General features: G+C 65.8%; 30 protein-coding genes and 1 pseudogene. 11 read left to right on the forward strand and 20 right to left on the reverse strand.

What is annotated here, in order from left to right; all coding sequences use genetic code 11:
• Positions 1 to 209 precede the first annotated feature (209 nt).
• The 3 genes from A5691_RS27070 to A5691_RS03260 form a co-directional block, all read right to left on the reverse strand.
• Positions 210 to 2,492, reverse strand: a complete 2,283-nt coding sequence (locus A5691_RS27070; protein WP_156675494.1) for an ATP-binding protein — start codon at positions 2,490 to 2,492, stop codon at positions 210 to 212.
• 327 nt (positions 2,493 to 2,819) lie between these two features.
• Positions 2,820 to 3,698 (reverse strand): helix-turn-helix transcriptional regulator, encoded by an 879-nt coding sequence (locus tag A5691_RS03255; protein WP_068014960.1) that lies wholly within the window; start codon positions 3,696 to 3,698, stop codon positions 2,820 to 2,822.
• 119 nt (positions 3,699 to 3,817) lie between these two features.
• Entirely contained in the window at positions 3,818 to 4,621 is an 804-nt protein-coding gene (locus A5691_RS03260; RefSeq protein WP_068014962.1) for an SDR family oxidoreductase, read from the reverse strand.
• A gap of 119 nt (positions 4,622 to 4,740) precedes the next feature.
• Here A5691_RS03260 and A5691_RS03265 point away from each other — a divergent pair, with 119 nt between their 5' ends.
• Complete coding sequence (locus A5691_RS03265) at positions 4,741 to 5,106, forward strand: hypothetical protein (protein WP_231980949.1); 366 nt, start codon at positions 4,741 to 4,743, stop codon at positions 5,104 to 5,106.
• A gap of 88 nt (positions 5,107 to 5,194) precedes the next feature.
• On the opposite strand, the gene A5691_RS03270 is transcribed toward A5691_RS03265, so the two are convergent.
• The 7 genes from A5691_RS03270 to A5691_RS03300 form a co-directional block, all read right to left on the reverse strand.
• On the reverse strand, positions 5,195 to 5,479 hold the full coding sequence (locus A5691_RS03270) for a hypothetical protein (RefSeq protein ID WP_156675495.1): 285 nt from the start codon (positions 5,477 to 5,479) through the stop codon (positions 5,195 to 5,197).
• A 90-nt stretch (positions 5,480 to 5,569) separates the two neighbouring features.
• Positions 5,570 to 6,241, reverse strand: coding sequence for a hypothetical protein (locus A5691_RS03275; protein WP_067751552.1), 672 nt, complete (start codon positions 6,239 to 6,241; stop codon positions 5,570 to 5,572).
• 464 nt (positions 6,242 to 6,705) lie between these two features.
• Entirely contained in the window at positions 6,706 to 7,206 is a 501-nt protein-coding gene (locus A5691_RS03280; protein WP_068014968.1) for a hypothetical protein, read from the reverse strand.
• Between the two features lie 101 nt (positions 7,207 to 7,307).
• Positions 7,308 to 8,576: an amidohydrolase family protein gene (locus tag A5691_RS03285; RefSeq protein ID WP_068014972.1), complete on the reverse strand. Its 1,269-nt coding sequence runs from the start codon at positions 8,574 to 8,576 to the stop codon at positions 7,308 to 7,310.
• A 16-nt stretch (positions 8,577 to 8,592) separates the two neighbouring features.
• Entirely contained in the window at positions 8,593 to 9,807 is a 1,215-nt protein-coding gene (locus tag A5691_RS03290) for an amidohydrolase family protein (RefSeq protein WP_068014975.1), read from the reverse strand.
• A 4-nt stretch (positions 9,808 to 9,811) separates the two neighbouring features.
• Positions 9,812 to 10,615 carry an acetoacetate decarboxylase family protein gene (locus tag A5691_RS03295; protein ID WP_068014978.1) on the reverse strand — a complete coding sequence of 268 codons (804 nt, stop codon included), beginning with the start codon at positions 10,613 to 10,615 and terminating at the stop codon, positions 9,812 to 9,814.
• Entirely contained in the window at positions 10,612 to 11,550 is a 939-nt protein-coding gene (locus tag A5691_RS03300; protein WP_068014981.1) for an SDR family oxidoreductase, read from the reverse strand. Before A5691_RS03300 ends, A5691_RS03295 begins: the two co-directional genes overlap by 4 nt.
• A 65-nt stretch (positions 11,551 to 11,615) precedes the next feature.
• On the opposite strand from A5691_RS03300, the gene A5691_RS03305 reads away from it, so the two are divergent.
• The gene (locus A5691_RS03305) at positions 11,616 to 12,515 is read left to right on the forward strand and encodes a helix-turn-helix domain-containing protein (RefSeq protein ID WP_068014984.1); all 900 of its coding nucleotides are present in this window, start codon (positions 11,616 to 11,618) and stop codon (positions 12,513 to 12,515) included.
• A gap of 47 nt (positions 12,516 to 12,562) precedes the next feature.
• Here the strand turns inward: A5691_RS03305 and A5691_RS03310 are convergent, their stop codons facing one another.
• The 4 genes from A5691_RS03310 to A5691_RS03325 form a co-directional block, all read right to left on the reverse strand.
• Entirely contained in the window at positions 12,563 to 12,982 is a 420-nt protein-coding gene (locus A5691_RS03310; RefSeq protein WP_068014987.1) for a hypothetical protein, read from the reverse strand.
• Between the two features lie 116 nt (positions 12,983 to 13,098).
• Positions 13,099 to 13,329, reverse strand: a complete 231-nt coding sequence (locus tag A5691_RS03315) for a hypothetical protein (protein WP_067751528.1) — start codon at positions 13,327 to 13,329, stop codon at positions 13,099 to 13,101.
• Positions 13,330 to 13,367: 38 nt separating this feature from the next.
• A complete protein-coding gene (locus A5691_RS03320) occupies positions 13,368 to 14,111 on the reverse strand; it encodes a hypothetical protein (protein ID WP_068014990.1) in 744 nt (247 codons plus the stop codon).
• A 167-nt stretch (positions 14,112 to 14,278) separates the two neighbouring features.
• Complete coding sequence (locus tag A5691_RS03325; protein ID WP_067751522.1) at positions 14,279 to 14,626, reverse strand: DUF732 domain-containing protein; 348 nt, start codon at positions 14,624 to 14,626, stop codon at positions 14,279 to 14,281.
• A 610-nt stretch (positions 14,627 to 15,236) separates the two neighbouring features.
• On the opposite strand from A5691_RS03325, the gene A5691_RS03330 reads away from it, so the two are divergent.
• The 3 genes from A5691_RS03330 (at position 15,237) to A5691_RS03340 (ending at position 18,038) form a co-directional block, all read left to right on the forward strand.
• Positions 15,237 to 17,183: an alpha/beta hydrolase gene (locus A5691_RS03330; protein WP_068014994.1), complete on the forward strand. Its 1,947-nt coding sequence runs from the start codon at positions 15,237 to 15,239 to the stop codon at positions 17,181 to 17,183.
• On the forward strand, positions 17,164 to 17,745 hold the full coding sequence (locus A5691_RS03335) for a hypothetical protein (protein WP_067751516.1): 582 nt from the start codon (positions 17,164 to 17,166) through the stop codon (positions 17,743 to 17,745). Before A5691_RS03330 ends, A5691_RS03335 begins: the two co-directional genes overlap by 20 nt.
• 62 nt (positions 17,746 to 17,807) lie before the next feature.
• A complete protein-coding gene (locus A5691_RS03340) occupies positions 17,808 to 18,038 on the forward strand; it encodes a hypothetical protein (protein ID WP_067891735.1) in 231 nt (76 codons plus the stop codon).
• On the opposite strand, the gene A5691_RS03345 is transcribed toward A5691_RS03340, so the two are convergent.
• Positions 18,035 to 18,370: a DUF732 domain-containing protein gene (locus A5691_RS03345; protein WP_067751509.1), complete on the reverse strand. Its 336-nt coding sequence runs from the start codon at positions 18,368 to 18,370 to the stop codon at positions 18,035 to 18,037. The two genes, A5691_RS03340 and A5691_RS03345, sit on opposite strands and share 4 nt — an antisense overlap.
• Before the next feature lie 326 nt (positions 18,371 to 18,696).
• Between A5691_RS03345 and A5691_RS03350 the strand changes: the two genes are divergently transcribed.
• Positions 18,697 to 19,617, forward strand: a complete 921-nt coding sequence (locus A5691_RS03350; RefSeq protein WP_067758904.1) for a cation diffusion facilitator family transporter — start codon at positions 18,697 to 18,699, stop codon at positions 19,615 to 19,617.
• A 24-nt stretch (positions 19,618 to 19,641) separates the two neighbouring features.
• Here A5691_RS03350 and A5691_RS03355 read toward each other — a convergent pair whose 3' ends face one another.
• From A5691_RS03355 to A5691_RS03370, 4 genes are all read right to left on the reverse strand, one after another.
• Complete coding sequence (locus tag A5691_RS03355; RefSeq protein ID WP_067784212.1) at positions 19,642 to 19,986, reverse strand: DUF732 domain-containing protein; 345 nt, start codon at positions 19,984 to 19,986, stop codon at positions 19,642 to 19,644.
• A gap of 75 nt (positions 19,987 to 20,061) precedes the next feature.
• Complete coding sequence (locus A5691_RS03360; RefSeq protein ID WP_231978455.1) at positions 20,062 to 21,576, reverse strand: sodium:alanine symporter family protein; 1,515 nt, start codon at positions 21,574 to 21,576, stop codon at positions 20,062 to 20,064.
• Positions 21,577 to 21,717: 141 nt separating this feature from the next.
• Positions 21,718 to 22,020, reverse strand: a complete 303-nt coding sequence (locus A5691_RS03365; RefSeq protein WP_082950111.1) for a DUF732 domain-containing protein — start codon at positions 22,018 to 22,020, stop codon at positions 21,718 to 21,720.
• Between the two features lie 74 nt (positions 22,021 to 22,094).
• Complete coding sequence (locus A5691_RS03370; protein WP_231969355.1) at positions 22,095 to 22,391, reverse strand: DUF732 domain-containing protein; 297 nt, start codon at positions 22,389 to 22,391, stop codon at positions 22,095 to 22,097.
• 147 nt (positions 22,392 to 22,538) lie between these two features.
• Here A5691_RS03370 and A5691_RS03375 point away from each other — a divergent pair, with 147 nt between their 5' ends.
• The 3 genes from A5691_RS03375 (at position 22,539) to A5691_RS03385 (ending at position 24,403) form a co-directional block, all read left to right on the forward strand.
• Positions 22,539 to 23,285 (forward strand): Clp protease N-terminal domain-containing protein, encoded by a 747-nt coding sequence (locus A5691_RS03375; RefSeq protein WP_067784210.1) that lies wholly within the window; start codon positions 22,539 to 22,541, stop codon positions 23,283 to 23,285.
• 87 nt (positions 23,286 to 23,372) lie between these two features.
• Positions 23,373 to 23,906: a hypothetical protein gene (locus tag A5691_RS03380; protein WP_067757898.1), complete on the forward strand. Its 534-nt coding sequence runs from the start codon at positions 23,373 to 23,375 to the stop codon at positions 23,904 to 23,906.
• Entirely contained in the window at positions 23,894 to 24,403 is a 510-nt protein-coding gene (locus A5691_RS03385) for an N-acetyltransferase (RefSeq protein WP_067757895.1), read from the forward strand. The genes A5691_RS03380 and A5691_RS03385 overlap by 13 nt, the downstream gene beginning before the upstream one ends.
• On the opposite strand, the gene zapE is transcribed toward A5691_RS03385, so the two are convergent.
• Positions 24,381 to 25,436 (reverse strand): cell division protein ZapE, encoded by a 1,056-nt coding sequence (gene zapE / locus A5691_RS03390; protein ID WP_067784206.1) that lies wholly within the window; start codon positions 25,434 to 25,436, stop codon positions 24,381 to 24,383. The genes A5691_RS03385 and zapE overlap by 23 nt on opposite strands.
• 34 nt (positions 25,437 to 25,470) lie before the next feature.
• On the opposite strand from zapE, the gene A5691_RS03395 reads away from it, so the two are divergent.
• Positions 25,471 to 26,232, forward strand: coding sequence for a pyrimidine reductase family protein (locus tag A5691_RS03395; RefSeq protein ID WP_067757889.1), 762 nt, complete (start codon positions 25,471 to 25,473; stop codon positions 26,230 to 26,232).
• A gap of 82 nt (positions 26,233 to 26,314) precedes the next feature.
• A pseudogene (locus A5691_RS03400) lies at positions 26,315 to 26,713 on the forward strand (hypothetical protein); the annotation flags it as partial.

A 26,713-nucleotide genomic window follows, 5' to 3' on the forward strand; every position in this document is an offset into this window, starting at 1 on the left:
GCTACGCCTGACACAACCGTAATACTCGCATCTGGCACTCTTCTAACGCGGAATGCGCATAAGAAGCCCACGCCACGCCGACTCCGCGCGGACTGGACAGTAATTGGCAGCGACCAGTCGACCCTTCGCACCTGCTGCCATATTTGAGACGCCCGGAGCGTTCGGTCTCAGGACTCTGAGCGCACTCATCAGAGTGCGAGTAGGCGGATTCACCTGGCGGGGGCTAGTACCGGGTCGGTTGCTGTGATGACGTCGATTACTCGCCTCATCCCAGGTGGCTCATAACTGGCATCAACCATTTGGTCCACGATGACATTGCGGAACCCCTCGTAGCTGCCCACACCGGACAGCTCCCGAGCGGCGAAGCGCTGCAAGATGGATCGGCCAGGAAGTTCTTTTACCCACGTCCCATTATCGAGGGATGCGATAAACCCATCTTTGATCGCTGCCGCTTGCTGCTCAAGGAACGCATAGTCGATAGTATCTCGGGCATTGTTTAGGCGGTCAAATGTTGCGCTGACGGAGGCAATGAGCGCATCTGCTGCGTTGCGCTTGCTAGGGTCGCCTCCGAGATGCACAGAGGATACAATCCTATCGTTCACGATTTTCCTAAGGGCATCGACGACTAGTCTAGGCAACACTTCCTTTGCTGCGTTTCTTAGCGCTTCTACAACCTGGTCGTCGCTATCGAATTTTGGACGGCCCAAGAGAACGCCGACAGCTTCACGGATGAAGCGTGGTTCCAATAGATAGTTTTCGATGTGGTAGGCGTCCCAGCTCAGTTGATGGGTGCCTTGCGGAGGCAATTCCGACGGTGCGGAATCCCTATCGGTAACTGCGAAGAATCTCCTCGCCATACCAACCCGCTCAGCGGTGTGTGCGAGAACTTCATAAAGGTCCTTGACGCGACGTTTAGAGCCGCCGCTGACAAGGTTTGTATTCTTTGCAAAATCTGGAAAGAGCTTTTCAGTAATCCGTACATCGGTGTCCGTATCGCCACCACCCTCAAACAGTACAACCTTGCCCTGCGGACGGTACATTGCGAGGTCTCCAACGAGATCTATTGTTGCGCGTTCTAATTCGTCGCGGGCAAGAATTGGTACAGCTTGATTGTCTGTGAACTCCTCGGCGTCCGCTGCCGTCATGTGGAATACGCTGTAATTGGGGTTCCCAACAGCTTGGCGGAGCAAGGCGTCTGAGTGTGTAACCAGCCACAACTGGTTATTACGAGCCTTACCCAAATGCTTATGGTAAAAGTCGGGGAATCCGCGCAGTAGGCCAGGATTTAGATGTAACTCCGGTTCGTCCAGCAGAATCATCGAATTTCGAGGTGTCGTATTTCGTAGCCAGAGATAACCATAAAGTACTTCTTTTTCGCCTGAGCTTAGTTCGTTGATGTCGTGCACCTGTCCGCCCTTGGTGCGGACTGGGAACCTCAGGCCGCCGTTGGGGTCAGGCTCAACGCCAAGGTATTGCTTGTCGGGGAAGAACGTTTGAAACAGTTCCTTCAACGTTTCGTTCAGATCAGACTGACCGGATGGCACTCCTGACTCGCGTGAAATCAGGTCACGAATATATGTAGTGGCCAATTGAGTCTTAACATTCGCGTATTTCTGCTGCCAGTTGTATAACGCCTGTTGTCTACGTTGCGAGTCGATTTGCTTAGCATCCAGATTGACTCCACCGATAATTTCTCGCTGGTAGGCGCGGGAAGCACTATGATACTCGATTACGCCCAGGTGATCCGGAACGTACGTTTGAAAGATCATTTCCACAATAAAGTTCGGAGTATGTGAAAGCTCCAAGTTAGAGCCGATGGTGAAAGCTAGCTGATAGGCAGGTTCCGTAAGCGCTTGACGGAGCATTGACGCAAGAACTTGAATGTTCTTCTGCGCAGCTTCACCATGCTGGCGGAATTGAGTTGCGAAAGCCGGCGAGAACGACGAGTGTGGTATTGGCTGTCCGATTGCCATGGCCCACGCGGCAGGTTCTACGACTCGCTCTGCGTTCGTATTCAGGTAGTCTTTTTCGGAGGAGTGCAGTTCAATTGTGGCAGCAATACTTATGGGCCTGCTTTGGTCGCGAAAGAGTCGTTTGAACTGCTCGCGGTCGTTCATATCAATTTGGAACTCACCAAACCACTGCATCCACTCGGCACCTTCATATCCACCGTAGATAGACTTGAGGAGTCGAATGGCATCGAATACGCAAGACTTCCCGCACCCGTTGGGTCCTGCGATCAAGATAAAATCTGTTAAGCTCTCAATCCTGAGGCGACGAATTGCCTTGAAATTTTCTATTAACAGGTCACGGAATCTCATAAACCCTAACTCCGGGTAGATGCGCATGATAGTCGACGACGCGTCAAGGATATGCGAAGCGAAGCATGGACCGGGGTTGCTGTCGGCACGCCGACGTCGATTGGTCGGTCCAGCTAGCCGCTCCCGGCTGGCAGGTGGCCACTGGTGCAGGGTGGTGACGGTGGTCAGCACCTAAAGGCATGCAGGGTCGTGTTCCTCCATATCGCGCCGTGCTGACGCACGATGGTGTGTGTACATCACCATGAGTTGAACCATACGAACATTTGGGAATACCCCGCGGAGTAGCCGTTTGGGTGCACCGTCCGCGCGGCTAGCGGCCCCGTAACTGAGTCACCAAATAGCGCTTGGATCCACCTCTTTGGCTCTACACATCCGCTCGAAGTGCTCGGGATCTGCGAAACCTGAAGAATCCCATGCACCGAAGGATGTGAATCACCCGAGCATCCAACACGTCGACGCTTTACCCACCTTCGCGGGGGAAGCAGCGATTGCGGGTGCTTAGAGTTCGGTCGCCAGCATCTGTTGGGTGGCCGCCCACGACGCTAGTAGCGCTAGACCATCCGCGGTCGGCGTACCCGCGGCAGCGGTGTATACGTTGAGGCGCAGGTTGGGTTCGTCGGGCAGTTCCAAAGACTCGACGTCCAAGTCGAGTTGACCCACGACTGGATGGTGCAAACGCTTGCGGCCCGACCGGTGCAGCCGCACGTCCTGAGATGCCCACCGTTGCCGGAATAGCTCACTGCGCGTTGACAGTTCGCCGACTAGGGCGATCAGCTCCTCGTCGTGCGGATTGCGGCCAGCTTCCATGCGCAGCTTCGCGGCCGCGTCCCTGACGATCTGGTCGTAGTCGACAAAAAATTCTCGGGCCGCCTCGGGGTGCAGATAGACGAACCGCGCTGTGTTCGCTGGCCGTCGCGGATCGGCCAGCACCGGTGAGAACAGCGCGCGGGCTAGTTGATTCATGGCGAGCATGTCATAACGGCCGTTGTGGATACAGGCTGGCGCATCGGAGATGGCGTCGAGCACCTGCTGCAGTGTCGAGCGCACCGTCACGGCCGGCTTGTGCCGGCGTGGGCGGCTTGGCCCACCGGATTGGCGTGCGAGGTGGAACAGGTGGTCACGCTCGGCCTCGTCGAGTTGCAGGGCAGAGGCCAACGCGTCGAGCACGCCGTCGGAGGCGCCGGCGAGGCTGCCGCGTTCCATGCGCACGTAGTAGTCGACAGATACGCCCGCCAGTAGCGCTACCTCTTCGCGACGCAGACCTTTGACCCGACGATTGCCGCCGTAGGCGGTCAGGCCCGCCTGCTCGGGTGCGATGCGGGCGCGACGCGAGCTGAGAAACTCCCGGATCTCGGCGCGTAGATCCATCGTGGCCATCCCCTTACCGTAGGCCCGCTCTGCAATCTGAGGGAGGCACTGCGAGTGCCCCGATGACTGCGTTGAGACCTGGCTTACAGGTGTGCACGAGGGACCGCTGGAAAGCCTGGCGCCGGCGCCTAAGTACCCGACGCGGTCGTCGCGATGCCGCCGTCTACCGGGATGATGGTGCCCGTGAGGTAGGACCCGGCCCGGCTAGCGAGAAACACGGCGACACCCGCCATGTCGTCGTCGCGGCCGAGGCGACGCAGCGGGGCCGCCGCCGCAATCGCGTCACCGATGGCATCGAGCGTCGACGCCATCATCTGCGACGGGAAGGGGCCCGGCGCTATTGCGTTCACCGTGATGTGCTGCGGGCCGAGTTCCCTGGCAAGCACTCTGGTGAGTTGATGAAGTGCCGCTTTGCTGCTGGCGTACGAATAGTTGGGCGACTGGGCGACGTGGATGGCGGCGATGCTGCCGATGTTGATGACCCGAGCGGGATCATCGGCGGTGCCCGATCTGCGAAGTGCGGGCAGCAGCGCTTGCACCAGCCAGAACGGCGACTTGAGGTTGATGTCGATCACGGTGTCCCAGGCTTCCTCTGGGAACGTTGCCAGCGGTTCGCGCCACATCGCTCCCGCGTTGTTGACCAAAATGTTCAGGCGTTCCGAGTTCAACGTCACGAGACTGGCGAGGCGCTGACACTCCTCGTAGCTTGACAGGTCGGCGGGGATCGCTTGAATGTCACCAAATTTCGACAACTCCTGCCGCGCCCCCGCGCACGCGTCTGCATTGCGTGAGCTGATGACGACGCGGGCGCCCGCCTGCAGAAGGCCGCGCGCTATCATCAGCCCGATACCCCTGGTGCCACCAGTGACCAGTGCGTACTTTCCACTGAGATCGAAAAGTCTTGTGCGCGATGCTACTTGATTTTCCGTCATCTAAACCAGGTTGACAGGCATGTCGGGCCCTGGGGAGACCCTGGCGATACAGGTACCGAAAGTGCCACCCTTGGATCGGCGAAAGTGTCCCCTTCGGTGCTCCTGGTAGCTCCAAGTCGATGAACGCAGCCCGAACGACGGGCCGCGACGACCTACAGGAGATCACCATGAAGAACACCGCCCGCAGATCGATTCGTTTCCGCTACGCCGCCACGCTGTTCGGCGCGCTGGCCATTGTCGCGGTGGCGCCTGCCACCGCTTTCGCCGAGCCCAACGGGCCCACCGGCGGGGGCGGCGGATGCCACTACACCGACCCGGACGGCTACGACATCCCGATCGACGAGGGCCAGGGCGTCATCGTCGCCGGAAAGCTCGTCACGTGCACCAACGGTAAGACGGTCGTCACCGACGCACCGGCGCGCACGCACCCCCATCCGCCGGCCTCACCGCCCAACCACCTGCCGGTGCTGACCCGGAAGGCGTAGGCCGCGCGATCACACTGACACCACCGGGCCGCCACCGTGAAACGCGGTGGTGGCCCACGTGTGGGTCACCCCAATGAGTCGTGCCGGCCTACGGGCGTTCCTGAATTACGCACTCCACAATCCGATTGGCCAACCGCGGGTCGAACCCCATGTGCGACACCCGCTGCGCTTCGGCAGCCGGAGAAACACCGGAGTTGAGATCCTGCTCAATGACCCCGAGGAGCTGCTGGTTCTGGTAATCGCGTTCCGACAGCGGGATTTGCGTAATGCTTCCCACGCAATTTCCGTAACCGCTCAAATCGGCACGAGCGGGCGCCGCCGCCATCATCGCGACGGTTACTCCGACTGCAGCGGCAACGGGAACGAAGCGCACGGGGATAAGGGTACCCAGCCGCAACGCCGAAAAACCAGCAGACGGTTTACGCCCGGTCGGCAGAGGGGAGCATCCCGGCGCCGACAGCAGTCAGAAGTCGAGCCCGTATCCGCCGCGCAAGTCCCTGTGCGCCGCCTCGAGGGTGCGGTCGCACAACTCCACAAGTGCCTCGAGGTCGAGATCCGAGTCCCGGCCCAACCGGTCCAGCCACCCCATCTCCACCCTCCTCAGCTCCGACCATTTGAGTTCGCCCTCGTAGTACACGGTGACGTCCTCCTGCGGGGCGGGGCAGGCCGTCGTCTGCGCCAATTGTCGCTTGCACGAATCCAATTGGGTCAGCGAATACCCATGCTCCCGGAACTGACGGTCCCACTCGTCGAGCAGAAGACTTACCGCGTCGCGCACCGGTGGCGCGGCGTAGACCATCAGCTCGGCCACCCCGTCGTCGAGGCCGAGACGCATGCGGAAGTCGTAGAGCTCTCGGATGGCCTCGGCGCGGCGCTGGCTGGCGACCTCCTCGGCGGTGCCGGACCCCTCGTATTGAGCCGCCCGTTTGACGTAGATGGTCGCCGAAATCAGCGACTTCAACACGGCCTTCTTGTCGTCGGCCGCCCGCTTCTCGAAGTCGAGGACGCGTTCGTGGCGGCGGTCTTCCTCCTTGTTCCTGGCGTCGATGCGCTTCGTCCAAATCGCGACGGTGGCGCTCGAAATCACCGACGCGAGAGGTACGAGCGCGTTGGTCAGCAGCGTCGCCCAGTTCATTGGTCGACCCTTACCCGCAGTACCCCGGGGGCGGCGCCGGGGCGCCGCGCGGGACCACGGTTTGGTTGCAGAGCCCCGATTCCGAATGCGGATTTTGAGCAGCGGTGGGGTTTGGGCTGGGGGTGTCTGGCGGCGCGGGATCGGCGTTGGCCGTGGCCGCGGTCAGCCCCATAACGGCCATCGCCAATCCGCCGGCGAGAGCCGCGCCGGCGGCCACTCTTGTCAGTCTTGGGTGGGTGGGGCGGTCGGGTGTGGTCATGATCTTCCTTTGCGGTCGCATTCCCCGGTGGGTGCGCCCTGCAGGTGGACCATCCCCGCCGATTGGACAGTTTTCGATATCTCTTCCGGAGACCGTTACAAGAGAGCCGGAGTGGGTTGCGCCCAAACCTAGATCGAGGCTATTCGGGCGGCCAAAGGGTGTCTCGGGTTTGCGGAATTTGAGCCGTCGCGGTGTCGGGGTTAATTCAGACGCGTTCAGCCTTCATGTCCATGTCGATCGTGCCTTGGCAGGCGCCGCTCAAAATGTCGGTGTGCATCAGACCGTCGAGCGATCCGTCGGGTTGGGGCGTGTAGGTGACCGTGGCTCGCGCCGGATTCCATTGGATCGACGTGTCGGGCATCATGCAGTCCCACTGGAAATCGTTGGTTTGCGACCACGACTTTCCGTCCCAGGTGAACTGGACGGGCTGCGGAACCGTCGGGTTGGTCGGTGGAGGGCCGCTGACGATCGTGGCGACGCACTTGCCGTTCGTGCAGCTCGAGCGCAAACCGTAGATCTCGGTGTGCTGCACCTCGGGATTGCCCACCGCCATGCTGGTGCCCGCCTTGGGACCAACCATGAACGTGATGGCGTACTGGCCGTTCCACGACGGATTGTCGGCGAGGGCGGTAGCGGGAAATGACAGCGTGATCGGCAGCAACGCGGCGCATACACCGACGAAATTTTTCCAACGGTGCGATGCCATTGTTTCTCCTCTGCGGCCGTACCTCTTCAATAGTCATCCGCCGATACATCGCGGGCAAGGTTCTGGCCGATTGTCGGCATCCGCGAGAAGATTCGCTCCCCTCAGCTCTCCACCAAATCGGGAATCGGCTCCGCGTCCGTCAGCCAGTGGCGTCCGGTCCGGCGGGCCGCCCCCCACTTCGGGATGCTGACGGCGTCGTCCTGACCCAGGTCCTCCGGCGTCGGGCCGATGCGCCGGGCCAGCCCGGAGAGGGCACCCAGATCGAAGTTGTAGAGCTCCGCCGCCGCCAGACCGAGCATCTGGCGGGTCTCCTCGATCGGGATGTCCCAGAAGGAGCGGCGCAGCCAGTCGAGGGTGTGCGGCCACGTCCCCTCCGGATGGGGGAAGTCGTTGCCCCACAATAGGTTCGAAACGCCGATTTCGTAGCGCCGCGCCAGCTCCCGGCGCTCGGTGGTGGTGGCGCCGATGAAGCAGTTCCGGTCGAAGTAGGCCGAGGGCGGCATCGTCAGGTCGCCCTCCATCTGATGGCTCATCTTCTTGGCCGAATGCTCACGGAGGTACCGCGTGTCCATCAGCCAGAGCAGATCGTTGGCCCAGAACGCGCCGCACTCCGTGACGCCCCAGCGCAGCCGGGGGAATCGCTCGAACACTCCCGACCACAACGCGAACCACATCGGGCGGGCCCCCCACCAGCGCACCTCGGTGACATAGATCCCCAGGTGCCCGCCGTACTCCTCCTGGGGGGCCGGACCGGAGTGGGTGTGCACCGGCATCTGCAGGTCCTGGCAGGCGGCCCAGACCTTGTCGTAGCGGCGGTCGTGATACGGCGGATAGCCGACCCAGCGCGCGGGGATCAGGATCCCGCCCCGCAGCCCGGACTCGGCCGCGCGAGTGATCTCGGCGACGGCCGCGTCGACGTCCGCCAGAATCGGCACCACCGCGACCCCGGCCCGACGTTCGGGGCTGTGGCTGCACAGCTCGGCCAACCAGCGATTGTGGGCCCGCGCCCCGGCCATGGCGCGCCCGGGGTCCAGGTCGCCCGACTGGCCCAGGCCGGCCCCGAACGGCGCGCCGGCGACCCCGGTCACGGCGTCGGCGTCGGGGAAGATGACCTCGCCGACCACCCCGTCGCCGTCGAGCTCCTTGTCGCGCAGCGCCACATCCCATCCCCCCGCGATGCCCTCCCCGTTCTCGGAGAACCACTCCTGCGCGAACTGCTCGTCGATGAATCCACCGGCCTGCGCCGCGGCGGTCTTCTCGGCCAGGTAGGTCTCGAAGTCGTCCCGGTATTCGGGGTCGACGTATTCGCGGTATCGCTCGGTCGGGAGCTCGGCGTGGGTGTCGGCGGAGATGATGACGTACGGGTCCACGGTGGGCGTCCTTTCGCTACCAGGTACGGATCGGGTCGGGCTCGAAGGCGGTGCTGCTCGCGCCGGCGGGCACGGCGGTCAGAGGCTCGGCGACCTCGGCCACGGTCGGGCCGATTCGGTCGGCCAGCGGCGCGAGCGCCTCGAGGTCGAAGCCGTAGACTGCCGCCGCGGTGCCGCCCACGATGGCCGCCACCTCGTCGGCCGGGACGCAGGAGAAGGTGTGCCGCAGCGCTTCTCGGCTGTGGGGGAAGGTCCCCTCGTAATGCGGGTAGTCACTCCCCCACATGATTCGGTCGACGCCGATTGCCTGGCGCTCGGCACATTCGACTGGACGCATGAAACTGGCGCCCACGTAACACTGGCGGGCCCAGTACTCGCTGGGCTTGAGACGCAGCGAACCGGCGGTGGGCCCGGCGAACCGGGCGATCGCCGAGCTCGCACGCCCGTAGCGCGCCGCCGCGACGTCGAGCGAAGCGAGGGTTGCCGGTATCCAGCCGGCGCCCTGCTCGGTGAAGACCACGGTGAGGTCCGGGTGGCGATCCAGTGCGCCGCTGAGGATCAGGTGCCACAGCGCCCGGTGCGCCCACCAGTGCGTCTCGTACACCCACACCGCGAACGAGCTGCCCCACCCGTCCGTGGGGCTGGGGCCGGCGTTGCCGCCGTGGTGGTTGAGCACCAGGCCCGCCTCCGCGCACGCCGCCCACAGCGGTTCCCAATGCTCGGCGTAGAGCGGGGGAAGGCCGGTGCCCGGGGCGATTCCGGGCAGCAACACCCCGCCGCGCAGGCCGAGATTGGCGATGTGCGCCAGCTCGGCGATGGCTTCGTCGAGATCCCCGAGCAGGATCTGGCCGACGCCGGCCCGCCGCTCGGGTGACAACGAGCAGAAGTCGGACAGCCAGCGATTGTGCGCGCGCAGGCCCGCCCAGCGCAGCTCGAGCTCCCGCGCGGTCTCCGGCGGAGGGGCGGCCAGGCTCGCGTGCGGGAAGAACGGCGGCACGGTGTTGGGGAAGATGACCTCCCCCGCGATGCCGTCGGAGTCCAGCTCCGAGTTCCGCCGGTCGCTGTTCCAGTTGTGCTCGGCGTCGGGCTCGCTGAGGTCGCCGAACGGGTTGACGTATGTCCTTGCCCAGCCGTCGAATTCATCCCGATAGTGCGGATCGAGGTAGTCGCGGTAGTCGAGCAGGTCAGCGCCGGCGTGGCAATCGGCCGAGATGACCGTGTACCGGTCCATGCGCCTACACCCGCGCCGGCTCGGGCCCGGGGGCGGCGAGCAGGGCCACGTCGTCGTAGCGCTGGTGCACGTACGGCAGCAGCCATTCCTGCGGCACGCGGGCCGCGATCCGGCCCACCTGGATGGTGCGCCGACGGCACCAGGTGATCGACCGGATTTCGCGAATCACGATGTCGGCCACCGGGTCAAGAGGCGACTCCCCCAACTCGAGGGTGCCGTCGATGTTCTCCAACAGCTCGTAGTGCCGATGGTATTCGCCGTAGACCAGGTGGGGGTCGGTGATACCGCCGCCGTCGGGGGCGCGCAGGAACTTGAAGTAGAACTCGGTGTTCACCTGGTCGGGCGGCAGCTCCGCCGGGCCGGCGACCTGCCCGACCACCCTGATGAGCTGATAGCCCAAGCGGTCAACGGCGGCGGTGACGCGATCACCGTCGCGCTCCACCTCGATGTGGGCCAGTTTCTTTGGTTCGCCGAATGTTTCACGCCCGCCCGTGACCGACTGTTCGCTGGACTGGGGCATGAAGAGGGGATAGTCGCCCTCGCGTTCGCCATGCCGGGCGGCCACCGAGAACACCGCCGACCCGAACGGCGGCCTGCCCTCGATGCGCACGCGCTGAAGCTGAACCCGCACCAGCGGTTCGGCCCCCGGCTGCAGCGGCTTGGGCAGCACGGCCGCGACGATGTCCGGATCGGTGAGGTAGGTGACCGTCACCGCCTCGGTGGCGATGGGCGCCTTGGTGGCGTCGATCTCGTGGTCGACCTGCGCCTCCGGTGCGCGAGGACCATAGCGGATTTCCTTGTTGCTCAACGCTTTTCTCCTTCCGTCTCATCAGCCCGCTCGGCGCTTCGGCCGAGGACGTCGACCAGGTAATCGGGTGTGCCGCGATTCAGGATCGAGGCCGCCTTTCGGCTCACGACCTGGTCGGCCGGTGTGGGTGGCCCCATCATCCAAAAGCGCTCCGCGCGAATGCCGTCCACCACCAGGTCGGCGACCGTCTCGAGCGGAGTGAACTCGACATGCGCACCGGCGGCCTCGAAGCGGGCCACCACCTTCGCCAAGGTCTGATCGGGTGTCTGACGCTGCTGCGTCGCGGCGTAGCGCCGCGGTCGGTGTCGCCACGATTCCCAGATGCCGGTGTTCAAGAAGCCGCCGGGGAACAGGACGTGCGCCCGCACCCCCGTCCCCGTCATCTCCAGGTGGGTGTAGAGGCTCTCCGTCAGACAGAGCACCGCGGCCTTGGTCATCGGGTAGACCGCCGTGGCCGGTCCGCCCATGGCCCCGCGAGCGATCGGCGCGAACCCGCCATTGCCCGAGCAGGTGTTGACCACGTGCCCTTCGCCCCGTTCGAGCAGGAGGGGCACGAAGGCCTTGATGCCATGGATGACGCCCAACACGTTGACATCGATCCCCCAGCGCCAATCGGCCAGATCGTGCTCCCACATGTAACCCTCGGAGACCCCGCCGGTGCCGGCGTTGTTGCACACCACGTGCACGCCGCCAAAGCGAGAAATCGTCTCCTTGGCGAGCGACTCGACCGAGGAATAGTCGGTGACGTCGGTGACCACGCCGGCCACCTCGATGCCCTCGTCCGCGAGCGCCCGGGTCGCCTGGTCCAGCGGCTCGGCGAGGACGTCGGCCAGCACCACCTTCATGCCCTCTTGGCCGAACCGCCTGCCCATGGCCCGGCCGATGCCCCCGGCTCCGCCGGTTATCACCGCCACCTTGCCCGGTAGGTCATTCATTGTGGCGATCGTCACATAGTCGCTTATCACATCGCAAGCAGTCGCACTATGCGACCATTGCGCCCATGGCGCCGCGTCCCTCCCCGCAAACCGAGCGGGTAGTGGCCCTATTCGAGCAGCTCGCGGGCGACGCGAGCCGGGGCATGACGCTGGCCGAGGTGTCGCGCCGGTTGAGCGTCCATAAGGCCAGTTGCCATTCGATGCTGTCCGAGTTGCTGCGAGCCGGCTGGCTGCTGCGCGACCCGGTTCGCAAGACCTATCACCTGGGTCCCGCCCTGGTTCGCCTCGGCCGGGAGGCGGCGGGGCGCTATCCGGCGCTGGTGCTGGCCCGCTCCGCGATGGCCGAACTGTCGGCCGCGACGGGCGCGCACTGCGTGGCGTTCTCGGTGAGCGAGGACCGCTCGACGGTGGTCGATCAGGTTCGTAGCCGCCGCGGCGGCGGGCATCCGATGCCCACCGGCACCCAGTTCCCCCATCGCCCGCCCTACGGCGCCTCGACCGTTGCCTTTGCCGGGGCCGAGGCGCGGGAGCGCTGGCTGGCCGCGCTGCCCGAGGACGTGCGGGACCGCTACGGGCGGGCCATCGCGGCAGCACAGCAGCGCGGCTACGCGGTCGGTCTTCACCTCCTGCCCGACCTGCGCCTGCAGGAGCTGGCGCTGATCGTGCGCAGCGCCGAGGTCCGTTCCTCGCGGCTCAGCCAGCTGGCGCAGCAACTGACCGACGAGCTGATCCACCAGGAGGACTGGTTCCCGGTCAGCCTGGAGCCGGACCGCACCTACGAGGTGAGCCACATCGACTCCCCGATCCTGGGACCCGATTCCCGCATCGCCCTGATGCTCAGCCTGGTCCCCAGCGCGGAGCCGATGAGCGGCGCGGCGGTAACCCGCATGGGGGCGCAGCTCGCTTCCGCGACCCGCAACCTGAGCGCGACCCTGCCCGAAGAGTCGGTGGCCGAAACTCGTTGAGAGACAACGGCTGCCGGGCGACGAAGTGGCCCGCGGCTTGAGTGGACTCAGTCCGACGACTTCTCGGAGTCTTTGGAATCCTCGTCGTCGTCCTCGTCGTCCTTTGAGTCCTCGTCGTCCTCGTCGTCCTCGTCGTCCTTTGAGTCCTCGTCGTCCTCGTCCTCGGAGTCCTTGTCGTCCTTGGACTTGTCCTTCTTGGACTTGTCGTCCTTCGAGTCCTTGTCGTCCTTCTTGCCCTTGCCCTCGTCCTTCTTGTTGTTGTCCTTGCCCTTGGACTTTTCGGAGTCCGATTTGTCGGAGTTGTCGAGCTTGTCCGCGAATTTCGTCAACAGCTCGGCTAGTTTGCGGGCCTCATCGGAGTCCAGCGAATCGAGAAACAATTGCTCGTCGGCGTCCGAGACACGCTGAACGAAAACTGCGTCGTCCTTGATGCCGACGTCCCACCGGCCCCCCTCGTCACGAGCCATCTGATGCCGCCTTTCAACTAGTGAGCTGTTTGCACAACCGACGCGCCCGGCGCGTTACTGCGTTGTTTACCCACTTGTGCCGGCGACGCCTCACTGATGTGTCCCGCGCCCCGGGTTCAGGGCGCAATCGGCCGCTTGAAGAAACATGCGACGGAAAAGGCTCCGCGGTGGTCGGCGTCCAGCCCGACCATCTCCCACCCCAGCCGACCGAGCTCATCGGCCCTCAGCTTCATCTCGTCCATCGCGGTGTCCCCCTCGCGGTAATCCCAGGTGTACTCCCATTGCTGCGGGTACCACTTGCCGTCTGACGCCAGCCACCATCCCGGGCCCGGTGAAGGATTGTCCATGTCGTCGTGAGTACCACAGGCGGTGCCGGCCGTCGCAGCTACGGCGCGTACGCCCAACCGAGAAAGATGTTTTGCGTGTCGTTCGGGCTCGGTCTTATTTCCCGGATGTGCGGCGGGGTGAAGTAATTGGCGGTCAGGTACTGCCCGTTGCCCTCGCTGAGCATCACGTGTCCGGTGCCGTGGTCGAACCCGGGATTGCTCGTAAAAACGAGCGCCCCCTCCGGGATGCCGTCGGGGCTGGTATGGATCTGCCCGTTGCGATTGAGGTCGTTGAACGCATCCATCGCCGAGGGGTAGCGGAACGCGTGGTTGTAGGCCTGTTCGACGAACGCCTCGCACTGCACGGTGTTGTTCGGGTCGCTGGCCATCTGGTCGCGCGCCCACGCGAGGGCGTGCGCCGCCTTGTCCTCGCCGGCGTTGGAGGTAGGCGCCGCCGCGCCGCCGGCGCAGTCCGGCCCGAGCGCGTCGAGAGTGCGCGTGTCGATGTCGACATCGGCGACGTAATGACCGTCAGTTGTCTTGTACCAGAGGCTGTCCCAACCGCCGTTGGAGATCTGGTAGCTGAAGAAGCCCTTCACGGGCTCGCCCGCGGTATGGCAAACGAGGGTCAGGACCTGGCCGGCGTTGTAGACGCCCTCCTGGCCTGCCTTCGAGGTGGGGCCGGTCATGCGATTGGTGGTCGGCGCTTTGACCGTGCCGGTCGTTTCAGCCTGAGCGGGCGCGGCGGCGCTCAGACCGAAGGCAAAAACGGCTGCCGTCGCGGCCGCGATTGCTGATCTCATCGCCTGGTCTTTCTGCCACGCCCCATATGAAATTGATCGGGACGCTACACCGGGACCAAAGGCCACGTCCTTGAAATGGACGCAAGAACTCGATGGGCAATTCGTAAAGGATCCCGCGGCTTCCTTATCGACCCATTACCGAAACCCGCCGCAGGGGCTCGCCAATTTCAGCAGTGGTCTGTCCAACACCGCTGCAAGGGGCAGTACGTCGAATGCGCGAGGGCCACCATGGAATGCACGTCTCCGAACGTCACGTTCCGTTGATCCAGGTTGGCGTGGATGCTCTGAGCGATCTGGTCATACGTCCAACCCCAGCCCAGGTCGTCACAGATGAGGCGCCCCATTCCCGTGAGGGCGGCGTCGTGTTCCGGCGGCCAATTGAAACCCTGGGCCCGCAGCTGGGCCAGGTAGGCGTCGTCGAGGGGATCGGCGGCCGCGATGCCGGCGCTGGCGAGAAGAGCGGCGCCAGCCGTGACGGGAACGGCCAACCGGGTTAGCCAGCGACGTAAGGGCATTCGATGCGTTTCCTTTCCTCGCGCCGGTGGCGACGCCGCCGTCAGTCGACGGTCGCAAACGCGGCAAGAAAACGAAGAATAGGAAAGGCAGGGAAATTGCAGCTTATGAAAAGCTGAATAGTCGGCATCGCTCAAGGCTTCAGTGTCAGCCCGCGGGCGGCGGTGGCGGCGGCGGAGTCCATCTCCGCCCGTCCGTGGTCCACCCGCACGGCAGCCAGTTCAGCTGGGGGCCGTCGAACGTCAGGCATTTCGGCGTGCCCGGCGGCGGCGTCGGGCCGGGAGACGGCGAGTCAGCGTGAGCGGTCGCTCCGCTGAGCATCACAGTCCCAACGGCGACAAATATCGCTGCCGACTTCCTCATCGCGATTCCGGTGCTTGGGGAACCACCAGAGCGAGTCGCTAGCCTTCGGCCCGCGCGTTCACGATTCGAATGCTAATTGTCCGAACTGCTGAAGGCCTGGAGAATTCCTGACAATCGGCCGTGCGGCCGGCCTGCGGACAACATGCGGCGCCCCCAGACCGCGCTCGGGGTGAAGCGTGTAAGAGGGCGTTCGATAGTAAAGTTCACCGACATGGGAGGCGGTGACGCCGCAAAACAGCAGGCGGTGCGATGCAGCTCCGGTACATAAGCGTCCCGGCGCTGATCGCCGAAGCGGGGGGCGATCCCTGGGCGATCAACCAGAGCCTGCAAGCCGGTAGCCCGTTTCAGATTTCGAATCTCGCCGAGGCTTTCCACCAGGCGGGCCGCTGCACCCAGGAAGCGAACGAGAGTTTCGAACAAGCCCGCAAACGCTTCGACGCCGCCTGGAACCACCAGAACGGCGACCATCCGATCAACGGCTCGGCCGAAGTGCAGCGCGTGATCAAAGCGCTGGGAGCCCAGTCCCTCCAGCTGCCCAAGATCGGCGCCGACTTGGAGAACATCGCGGCCGCCCTGGCCGAGGCGCAAAAGGCCGGGGCCGGCGAGATCGCCACGCTGGAAGGCGAGCTGCAGAAGCTCGACGACCTGATCGGGCAGGCGGTCGACATGGAAAAGGACAGCCACCTCAGCGCGGCCGACCGGCAGGCGCTCGACGCCCTCATCCACGCGTGCGAAGACGACGCCATCAGCGACACCAAGGCCGCGCTGGCGCAGCTGCAGGCGCTGCGCAACGGCTACTCGGCCACGTTGCAGAAGTCGCTGGGCAATCTGCGTGCCGACGGATACGACCCCGAGTCGCTGCGCCCAGTCGACGCCGACACGCAGATTCCGGCGCCGGACACCAACCCCGAGGACGTGCATCGCTGGTGGACGTCACTGACACCCGAGCAACGGCAGCGCTTCATCGCCGAAAACCCGGACCAGATCGGCAATCTCAACGGCGTCCCGGTCCTGGCCCGAAGCGACGCCAACATCGCCGTGATGACCCGTGACCTCAACCGGGTGCGCGACATCGCCTCCCGCAGCGGCGTATCCGTCGACGACGTGCTGCACGACCCCGCCAAATACGGCCTCTCGCCGACCGACATCACCCGCTACCAGAACGCCAACGAGACCAAGCAAGGGCTCGACCACGACGCGGGCAACGATCCGCGGCACCCCAATCCGACCTACCTGTTCGCCTACGACCCGTTGGCGTTCGGCGGCAAGGGCCGCGCGGCGATCGCCATAGGCAACCCGGACACCGCGAAGAACACGGCGGTGATCGTGCCGGGCACCAGCAGCAGCGTGAAGGGCGGATGGCTGCACGACGGTCACAACGACGCCATCAACCTCTTCGCTCAAGCCAACGCGGCCGACCCCACCAACCCGACGGCCGTGATCGCCTGGATGGGGTACGACGCCCCCAACGACTTCTCCGACGTGCAGCGCATCTCCACACCCGAACTCGCACGGACCGGCAGCGCGGCGCTGGCGCAGGACGTCAACGGACTGTGGGCGACACATCTCGGCGGCGGACAACACGTCACGGTGCTGGGCCACTCCTACGGTTCGACGACCGTGGCCGACGCCTTCGCCATGCACGGCATGCACGCCAATGACGCTGTGCTGCTCGGCTGTCCGGGCACCGACGCCGCCAAAAGCGCCGCCGATTTCCACCTGGACGGCGGTCATGTGTTCGTCGGGGACGCCTCCACCGACCCGGTCGGAATGCTCGGCCAGCTGAATGGCTTGAGCAAGCACTTCTTCGGCGACGACATCGTCGGGCAGGTGATGGGCAGCGACCCCGGCCTGGGCGCCGATCCCGCCGTCGACGGCTTCGGATCGACGCGGTTCCGCGCCGAGGTGCCCGGCGCGAACGGCATTAACCCCCACGACCATTCGCACTACTACTATCCCGGAAGCGAGGCGCTGCACAGCATGGCCGACATCGTCTCGGGCCACGGAGACGCGTTGGAAGCCGACGGCCTGACGGCCGGACATCGTCACCAGATAGGCGGCGTCCAAATCAGGATTCCCGGGCTCCCCCCGGTCACCGTCGGACCACATACCCCGGCGGTCGTCGACCCGGAGTGGAACCGCCCGCCGGGTTCTGTCACCGACAATCACTTCTTCGATGGCCAGCACCACCATTGAGCGCCGGCGCAAGCGGTCGCGGCAGGCAGCGCTTGCCGCGCTGGCGGCCGTCGTCACGCTGTTGATAGGAGGATGCGGTTCCATGTCGCCCAAACAACATTCCCCCGGTTCCTCTCATCCGGTGGATGATTCCGCGCATCCCCTGACCGACGACCAGGCCATGGCTCAGGTTGTCGATCCGGCGAAACAGATTGCGGCCGTGGCGAATTTGCGGGGACTCAGCGGGGGTTTCTCGTTCGCCTCCTGCAACGACCAGGGAGATCCGCCCTACATGGGCACCGTCACCATGAGTTTCCTGTTGCAGGGCGACCCCGACGCGTACTTCCAGCAGGTGCACGCCGCGATGGTGGCTCATGGCTGGAACGACGGCGCCCCTCCCGGACAGCATTACTTCGGCACCACGCTGAACAAGGATGGGGTGACGGCGAATATGAGCTACTCCCCCTCCGACCACAGTTACGGGCAGATCATGCTGTACGGACAATGCCGCAACACCACCGATCACCACCACGACGGCAAGACGAACACCACGGACATCACCAGCCAGCTGAACGCCCGCTGACGTGATCCAGGGAAATCATTCGGCCCCGCAATGACTTTCGTCAGAAGGGTAGAGTCGCGGGCATGAATTTGGTCGAGTGGCTGAAAAGCCCGCATCACCTGCGCACGCGTTTGATGATGGAGCGACAACCGATCCGGAACATCGAGATAGAGACCGTGTTCCTCGAACTCTCCCACCGCGACGCGCGACTACGGTTCCCGGTGATGTTCATGCTGCTGCCGAGGCGTTTTGGCTCGTCGCCCGACGGCACCATTCGCCCAGACCAGAAGAAGTTACCGCGGAACCCCGATTAGCTCTGCGTGGCTTTGCTGACGTACTGCGGGCAGTACGACTGCGTTGCCGCGCCGATGAAGTAACCCGAATTGTTGTCAGATAACTGCAGCGCACTCTTTACGTCGGCCAATGTCTGTGCCAGCGTCGCGCCATTGGTCCAGTCCTGGCAAACGCCATGTCCGGCATTGACGACCGTCTGATTCGACAGGTTGGGGAATGTGATTCCCTGCTGTCCGAGCGCCTGCAGGAAAACGTCATCCGTCGCGTCCGCATTCGCCAAGGGCGCGGCGATGACAGCCATGCTCGCCAAACCCACGGCAACTGGGCCGGTCAAGCGTGCGATGTTCTTCATGGTGGCTCCTCAGGGTGGGATCAACTTCTAGCCGTCGGTATTTGTGTACGCGCCGATCGGTTAATGGTTCGGCCACTCGATACTTTTACACACGCGCCGGTTCGGCGCTCGGCAATCGGCAAACTTCCTGTCCGGTGACGGCCGCGCGAAACTCCGCCATAATTAACGGAAACGGCATTTATGCCGAGTTATCGCCCCGACCGCAGCAACGGTTGCCGAAACACGCGACGGCGCCCGCCGCGCCCCGAGGCCCACCCCCGAGCGGGTCGCGGAAACGCCGGCCCAGCGGGGTGGGGCGCCGGCGCGCGTTCGGGCATGCTTGCCGTATGCACCTCGTCAACGGCGTCCGCGACCCCGCGGCAAGTTTTCCCCTCGACACCGTCACCGATGATGCGGCCGAGCGTCGGCAGGCCAACCGGGCCGTCGCCGTCAGCGCGATCGGACTGGCGCTGACCGGGCTCGTCGAATTGGCGATCGCACTGCTGTCCGGCTCGGTGGCGTTGCTCGGGGACGCGTTGCACAATCTGTCGGACGTCTCCACCAGCGCGCTGGTGTTCGTCGGGTTCCGGGCGTCACGCAAAGTTCCCACCGAGCGCTATCCCTACGGCTACGAGCGCGCCGAAGATCTCGCCGGAATCGGTGTCGCACTGGTGATCTGGGGCAGCGCCGCCGTGGCCGCCTTCGAAAGCGTCAACAAGCTGCTCCGGCACGGCGGCACCGGATACGTGGGCTGGGGCATCGCGGCGGCGCTGGTCGGAATCGTCGGCAACCAGCTGGTGGCCCGCTATAAGTTGGTGGTGGGCAAGCGGATTCGTTCGGCGACCATGGTGGCCGACGCCAAACACTCCTGGCTGGACGCGTTGTCGTCCGCGGGGGCGATGCTCGGGCTGATCGGCGTGGCGCTCGGCTGGGGATGGGCCGACGCGGTGGCCGGGATCGTCGTCACGGGGTTCATCTGCCACGTCGGCTGGGAGGTGACCTCGGAGATCGCTCACCGCCTGCTCGACGGCGTCGACCCCGAAATCATCACCACCGCCGAGGCCGTCGCCGCCACGGTGCCGGGCGTCACGCACGCCCACGCCCGGGCCCGATGGACCGGGCGGACGTTGCGGGTGGAAGTGGAAGGCTTTCTCGACCCGGACACCCCGTTGGCGGCCGCCGATCGAATCGGGCGCCTCGTCGCCGCCGCGCTCGCGCCGCGGATCCCCGAGATGCACAACTTCACGTGGACGGCGCGAGCCGCGTAGCGCGCACCCACGCGCTCCAGGCGGTCAGTTGCCGGGGGCACCGTCCGGCTTCGGGCCGCGGTCCTCGCCGGTGACGTACTTCGGGCAGTAGTGGGCCGCCGCGAGGTACGTGAACTTGGCCGCGCTGGCCCCCTGGAATGCCGGGTTCTGGTTGCGCAGCTGGGTCACGATCTCCGCGGTGGACTGGCCGTCGTCGAGCAGGTCGCACACCGACTTGCCGATCGTGACGGCGTTGCCGCCGTCCTGGTAGGTGAGGCCGGCGTCGCGCAGGTCGGTCAGAAAGTCCTGATCGTTGTTCACATCGGCGTACGTGGGCGCCGCCAGGCCGATCGCGGCGGCCACGCCGGCCAGAACCAGTAGAAATCGCATAACGCAGCGATTCTCGCAGACCTGCCGGCGAATGGCACCTCGCCGGGGAAACGGCGGGTGAACTCTGGCGGCCGGTTAGGCCGCCGGCGCGCGAGAGGGTCGCAGCGCCGGGCGGTGCAGCGTCAACGACTCGGGCAGCGCGCCGACCTGCCGGCGCTCCGCGCGCTCCCAGATGTCGCCGTCCAGGACGCCGGGCAGGCCGGCCTCGCTGGCGATGAACACCGGCGCCTCGCCTTGCGCGAACTGCCGGTGGTAATCCTTGAGGGCCGCGAACGCCCACTTGCCCAGCAGGCAGATGGTGAGCAGGTTCGCGATGGCCATCACCGCCATGGTCAAGTCGGCGAGCGCCCACACCAGGGTCAGCTTGGCCAGCGCCCCGAAGATGATGGACGCCAGGGTGACCGCCTTCAGAACGTTGGCCGCCAACCGCCGTCCGCCCAGGTAGAACAGATTGGCCTCGGCGACCACGTAGTTGCTCAGCACCGATGCGAACGCGAAGACGAACACCACCGAGGTCATCAAGACCGTGGTCCACGACCCGAGATCCGCGGCGATCGCGGATTCGGTCAGGCTGGCCCCGGCGAGCGAGCCCAGGCGAGAGGGATTGTAGGTTTCCGGACCGGACAGCAGCACGATGAACGCCGTCGCCGTGCAGATCACCATCGTGTCGACGAACACCGCGAGCGACTGAATCAGGCCCTGCTCCACCGGATGTGCCACGGTCGCGGCGCCGGCGATGTTGGGCGAACTGCCCATCCCCGCCTCGCAGGCGAACAGGCCCCGCTTGACGCCGGTGAACATCGCGGCGAGCGCTCCGCCCGCGAAACCGCCTGCCATTTGGCGGATTCCGAACGCACCGCCGATGATCTCCCTGATCACCGTCGGCAGCTCGGTGATGTTGACGGCCACGATCCCCAGCGCGAGCAACGTGTACACCAGCGCCACCACCGGAAGGACCGATCCGGCGAATTGGGCGACGCGCCGCACGCCACCGAAAAGCACGGGCGCCGCCAGCACCGCCAAAACGACTGTGGTCCAACCGACCCCGATGCCGTGCGACGACTGCAACACCCCGCTGATCGCGTTCGTCTCCACCATGTTGAACGCTGTGGAGAACGTGACCACCAGCAGCATGGCGAAGATGACGCCGCCCGCGCGTGACCGCAGGCCCCGTTGTATGTAAAACGCGGGACCGCCGCGGAAGGCTCCGTCGTCCGAGCGGACCTTGAAGATCTGGGCCAGGGTGGCCTCGATCACCGCGGTGGCCATGCCGACCGCGGCCACCACCCACATCCAGAAGACGGCGCCGGGCCCCCCGACCGTCAGGGCGATTGCGACGCCGGCGATGTTCCCGGTACCCACGCGCGACGCGAGGCCCACGCAGAACGCCTGGAACGACGAGATCCCACCGTCCTGGCGATGGGCCCTACGAAGCTGGCGAAGCATGCGCCCGAAGTAGCGGACCTGAATGAATCGGGTGCGCACGGTGAAATAGATGCCGCCGCCGATCAGCAAATAGATCAGGACATGCGTATTGAGGATGTTGCTAAGGGGCTCGACCAACTGCTGCTGAAGGAAGTCCAAGCCCATGCTTCCTTTCGGCTACGACCACTGTCCGTCGCCGAAATGGTATGGGCGAATTGTTGATTACAGGTTTCGTTAACCTGCCGTCAATGGTCGGCCGTGTAACAACCGCATCACATTCGTCGTAACGGCCCACCGCCGCCACCGCTAGGAGGCGGCGTCGGGCTTCGAGAGCGCTTGGGGGCAATACGAGTTGGCGGCGATTGCCGCAAACCGGGTGGCGTCGTCCCCCTGCAGCCCACGATTGAGCATTTGGAGCATCCGGACGACGTCGGTCAGGTTCGAGCCCTCGCTGACCAGCTTGCACACCGACTTGCCGGAGGTGATCGCCTGCTCGGGATCCGAATAGGTCAGGCCGGCCGCGTGAACGGTCGCCAGGAAGGTGTCGTCACTGCCGTCGGCGTGCGCCGGGCCGGCCAGACCGATCGCGGCCGCAAGGCCGAGCGACATCAGAAATAGCCTCACGGCTCACTGATCGTTCCAGAGCTGCGGCCGCCCCGCATCTCGTGGCGCGAATCGGCCGGTTACGAGCTGGCGGTCGTGGTCGTCGGGCTGGACGACGAGAGCGCGTCCGGGCAGTAGGCGTTGGCCGCTATCGCGGTGAACTTTGCGGCCTTGTCGGCGCTCAATGCGCTGTCGCCCTTTTGCACCGCCGTCGCGATGTCAGCGATCGCGGTGCCGCCACTGGCCGCCGAGCACACGTAGTGGGCCGCCTGTATGGCCTGTCCCGGGTCCGTATAGGTGAATCCGGCCGCATCCAGCGATGCGAGAAACGCACCGTCGGTGTCGTCGGCGTATGCCGGCGCGGCCAGGCCGATCATGACAGCAACGCTGGAAATTGTCAGAACAAGCTTCATAAATTTGAAATCGTTCCAGACCTGCGCGGAGTACGCGGATGACGAAACAATAATTAACAATCGTCAACCCCGGGTTGACATCTCCAAGCGCGTCAACCTATCGTTGACGGCATGGCCGACCCGACCCGCATCGCCTACCCCGTCCGGCTCGACGAGCTGATCAATGCCATCAAATCGGTGCACACCGACGCGCTCGATCAGCTGGCCGACGCGGTGCTGGCGGCCGAGCACCTGGGCGAGGTCGCCGACCACCTGATCGGGCACTTCGTGGATCAAGCCCGGCGGTCCGGGGCGTCGTGGACCGACATCGGCAAGAGCATGGGCGTCACCAAACAAGCGGCCCAGAAGCGGTTCGTGCCGCGCGCCGAGGCCGCCACCCTGGATCCCGAACAGGGCTTCGGCCGCTTTACGCCGCGGGCGCGCGGCGCGGTGGTGGCGGCCCAGAACGCCGCGCACGAGGCCGCCAACGACGAGATCACGCCCGGCCACCTGTTGCTCGGCGTGCTCAGCGATCCGGCCGCGCTGGCCACGGTGTTGCTGCGCCTGCAGCAGGTCGACACCGAGTCGCTGCGCGCGGCCGTCGAGCTGCCCCCGGCCGGGGGCGCAACCCCCGACCTCATCCCGTTCAGCGGCCCCGCGCGCAAAGCCCTGGAGCTGACCTTCCGGGAGGCACTTCGGCTGGGGCACAACTACATTGGGACCGAGCATCTGCTGTTGGCGCTGCTCGAGCTGGAGGACGCCTCCTCCGACGAAGGACCGCTGCGCCGGTGCGGCGTCGACAAGGGCCGTGTCGAGGCGGATCTGATCAAGGCTCTGGAGTCGCTCGGCGGCGGCACGGGCGCCCGCGCCGAGGGCTGATCCGGGGTGGTCGACCCCTCCCCGACGCATCACCGCATGTGCGATCATTCGAAGGTTCCCTTCCCGGGTTGCCTAGGAGGCGAAGACATGGCGAAGACGCACCGCTGGCTGGTCGTCCTGTCCGCGTTCGTCGTCGCCGCGGCGAGCGTCACCGCGATCGCCGCGCTCCCCGCCCCCCGCGCCTGGGCCGGTGACGCCCCCATCGGCCACATCGGCGACACGCTGCGGGTGGACACCGGCACCTACGTCGCGGACGTGACCGTCACCGGCGTGGCGCCCTGCGACCCGCCGCCGGGCTTCGGCTACACGCGCGAGGGCACCTTTCGGGGTTTCCCGGGCAGCTCGGTCGAGCGGGCCGACGTCGTCGTTCGCGCGGTCCGGGTGCCCAACCCGTTCGTCATGGCGACCACCTTCAGCTTCGACGGCGTGACCCAGTTCGCCGACGCCTACAAGCCGCGCGCCTCCGACGCCCCCGATGCGCTGGACAACGTGCTCACCAACGCGCCGAACGGGGCGATCGTGCGGGGCGAAGTGTATTGGGACGCCTACCGTGATCCCGTCTCCACCGTGGTCCTGCTGGACAAGAAGACGGGCTACCACCTCGCGCAGTGGAATCTCTGACCCGCGCCGTACGCGTCGTCACGACGGATTCCGTTGACGTTCAACAGCTTGCCGACGTCGCCGCGCGTACCTTCCCGCTGGCGTGTCCGGCCTCGATGGCAGCCGAGAACGTCGCCGCGTTCGTCGACGCCAACCTGACGGCCGCCCGCTTCGCCGAATACCTGGCCGATCCGCAGCGCGCGATCCTGACCGCCACACAGCACGACCGAATCGTCGGTTACGCCATGCTGATTCGCGACGGCGACACCGCCGAGCTGTCCAAGATGTATGTCACGCCGGAGCACCACGGCACCGGGGTCGCGACCGCACTGATGGACCTGGCGCTGACCACCGCCGGCGAGTGGAAAGTGGGGCGCGTGTGGCTCGGCGTCAACCAGGCCAACGAACGCGCGCAACGCTTCTACGCCAAGAGCGGCTTCCAGGTCAGCGGCACCCGGACCTTCCAGGTCGGCGCCGGACGCGAGGACGACTTCGTCATGACCCGCCCGCTTCGTTGACCGTCAGCGCCAGGAGCCGAGACATGGCCCGCAGGTACTTCTTTCGGTAGCCGCCCGCCAGCATCTCGGCGCTGAAGATGGTGTCCAGCTTCTCGCCCGAGGCGACCACCGGAATGCCGGCGTCATACAGCCGGTCGGTCAACGCCACCAGTCGCAGGGCGACGTTCTGGTCGTCGATGCCATGCACACCGGTCAGGCACACGGTGGTCACCCCCTCGATGAGGGTCAGATATCGCGACGGGTGCATGGTGGCCAGGTGCGCGCACAACGCGTCGAAATCGTCGAGCGTCGCCCCGTCGACCCGCGCGGCGCGCGCGGCCACCTCTTCGTCCGAGAGGGGTTGCGGCGCCGGCGGCAGGCCGCGGTGCCGGTAGTCGGGCCCCTCGATCCGCACGGTGGTGAAAATGCTTGCCAGCGTGTTGATTTCGCGGAGGAAGTCCTGGGCGGCGAACCGGCCCTCGCCCAGTTGCTCGGGCAGGGTGTTGGAGGTCGCGGCCACCGACACCCCCCGCTCCACGAGCGACGAGAGCAGCCTGGATATCAGCGTGGTGTTGCCCGGGTCGTCGAGCTCGAACTCGTCGATGCACACCGCCGTGTAGCCGGCCAGCAGGTCGACGCATTCGCGGAATCCGAACACGCCGGCCAGCTGGGTCAACTCCCCAAACGTCGCGAACGCCTTGGGAGTTGACGATTCCGGGCCGTCACCGGGCAACGCGTAGTACGCCGACGCCAGCAGGTGGGTCTTGCCCACGCCGAACCCGCCGTCCAGATACAGGCCCACCCCGGGCAGCACCGCTCGCCGGCCCAACAACTTTCGCCGGCCCGCTCGTCGCTCCACCGCCTGACGACAGAACTGCCGGCACGCCACGACGGCGGCGGCCTGCGTCGGCTCGGCCGCGTCGGGCTGATACGTCGCGAAGCTCACGTCGGCGAACGTTGGGGGCGGCCGCAATTGAGCGATCAGTCGCTCCGGCGACACACTCGGATGCCGATCCACCAGGTGCGCCACTCCCCCGGAAGTGGACCCGTGCATCCCAGAACTCTAGCGGCGTGCTGCAATCAACCCCATGGCCCTGCCCGAGACGCCGCTGTCGCTGCTCGGATCGGTGCGCGAACTCGGCGACGCCGAACTCCCCCGCCTCTACGGCTACCCGGAACGCGACGGGACGTGGGTGCGGGCCAACTTCATCGCGAGTGTGGACGGCGGCGCCACCTCCGGCGGCAGCAGCGGGACGATGGGGGGTCCCGGCGACCGGTTCGTGTTCAACCTGCTGCGGGAGCTCGCCGACGTCATCGTCGTCGGCGCGGGCACCGTCCGGGTCGAGGGCTATTCGGGGGCGCAGCTGAGCGTCGCCCAGCGCCAGCAGCGCCAGGCCCGCGGGCAGAGCGAGATCCCGCAACTGGCGATCGTCACCAAGTCGGGCCGGCTGGACCGCGACATGGGGGTGTTCACCCGGACCGAGGTGCCGCCACTGGTGCTCACCTGCGCGGCGGCGGCGGCCCCGGCGCGCCGGATGCTCACCGACCTGTGCGAGGTGATCGACTGCTCCGGCGACGACCCCGGCGAGGTCGACGAGGCCGTGATGCTGGGGGCCCTCGCCGCCCGCGGGATGCGCCGCATCCTGACGGAGGGCGGGCCGATGCTGCTCGATTCGCTGATCCAGCGCGACATGCTCGACGAGCTCTGCCTGACCATCGCGCCCTACCTCGTCGGCGGGCTGGCCCGCCGCATCGCGACGGGGCCCAGCCAGCTGCTCACGCGGATGCGCTGCGCCCACGTTCTGACCGACGACGCCGGTTACCTGTACACCCGCTACGTCAAGGCCTAGCTTTGCGGCGACCCGTCCCCCAGCTTCGCGGGGGTTCCCCCAGCGCCCGGCTTCGCCGCGCTTGCGATCGCCGCTAGCTACTGTGGTCGACATGAGTCGGCAGATCACGCTCGCCACGGTCTTGCTTGCGGTGACCGCAGTGGTCGCCGGCTGCGTCCCGGGCCTGGCCGCCGACCCGCGATTCGCGACCAACTCCGGGGCCCGGCCCCAAGGCGCGACCACCGCCAAGCCACCGCCCAGCGGCCCGCCGCCCATCGCGGCGCCCAAGAACGACCTGCCCTGGCACGACTGCACGTCGCGGGTGTTCGGCGACGCTCACGGTGCCGGTCCCGCCGCCGTTCGGGTCCAGGTCCGCGTCGTAGTTCGCGCAGTCCAGCTGGACCCCGGCGGCGGGGGGGACCGCGGCGTCGCCGAACACCCGCGACGTGCAGTCGTGCCAGGGCAGGTCGTTCTTGGGCGCCGCGATGGGCGGCGGGGGTGT

Source organism: Mycobacterium sp. E183 (assembly GCF_001667735.1).
GTDB lineage: Bacteria > Actinomycetota > Actinomycetes > Mycobacteriales > Mycobacteriaceae > Mycobacterium.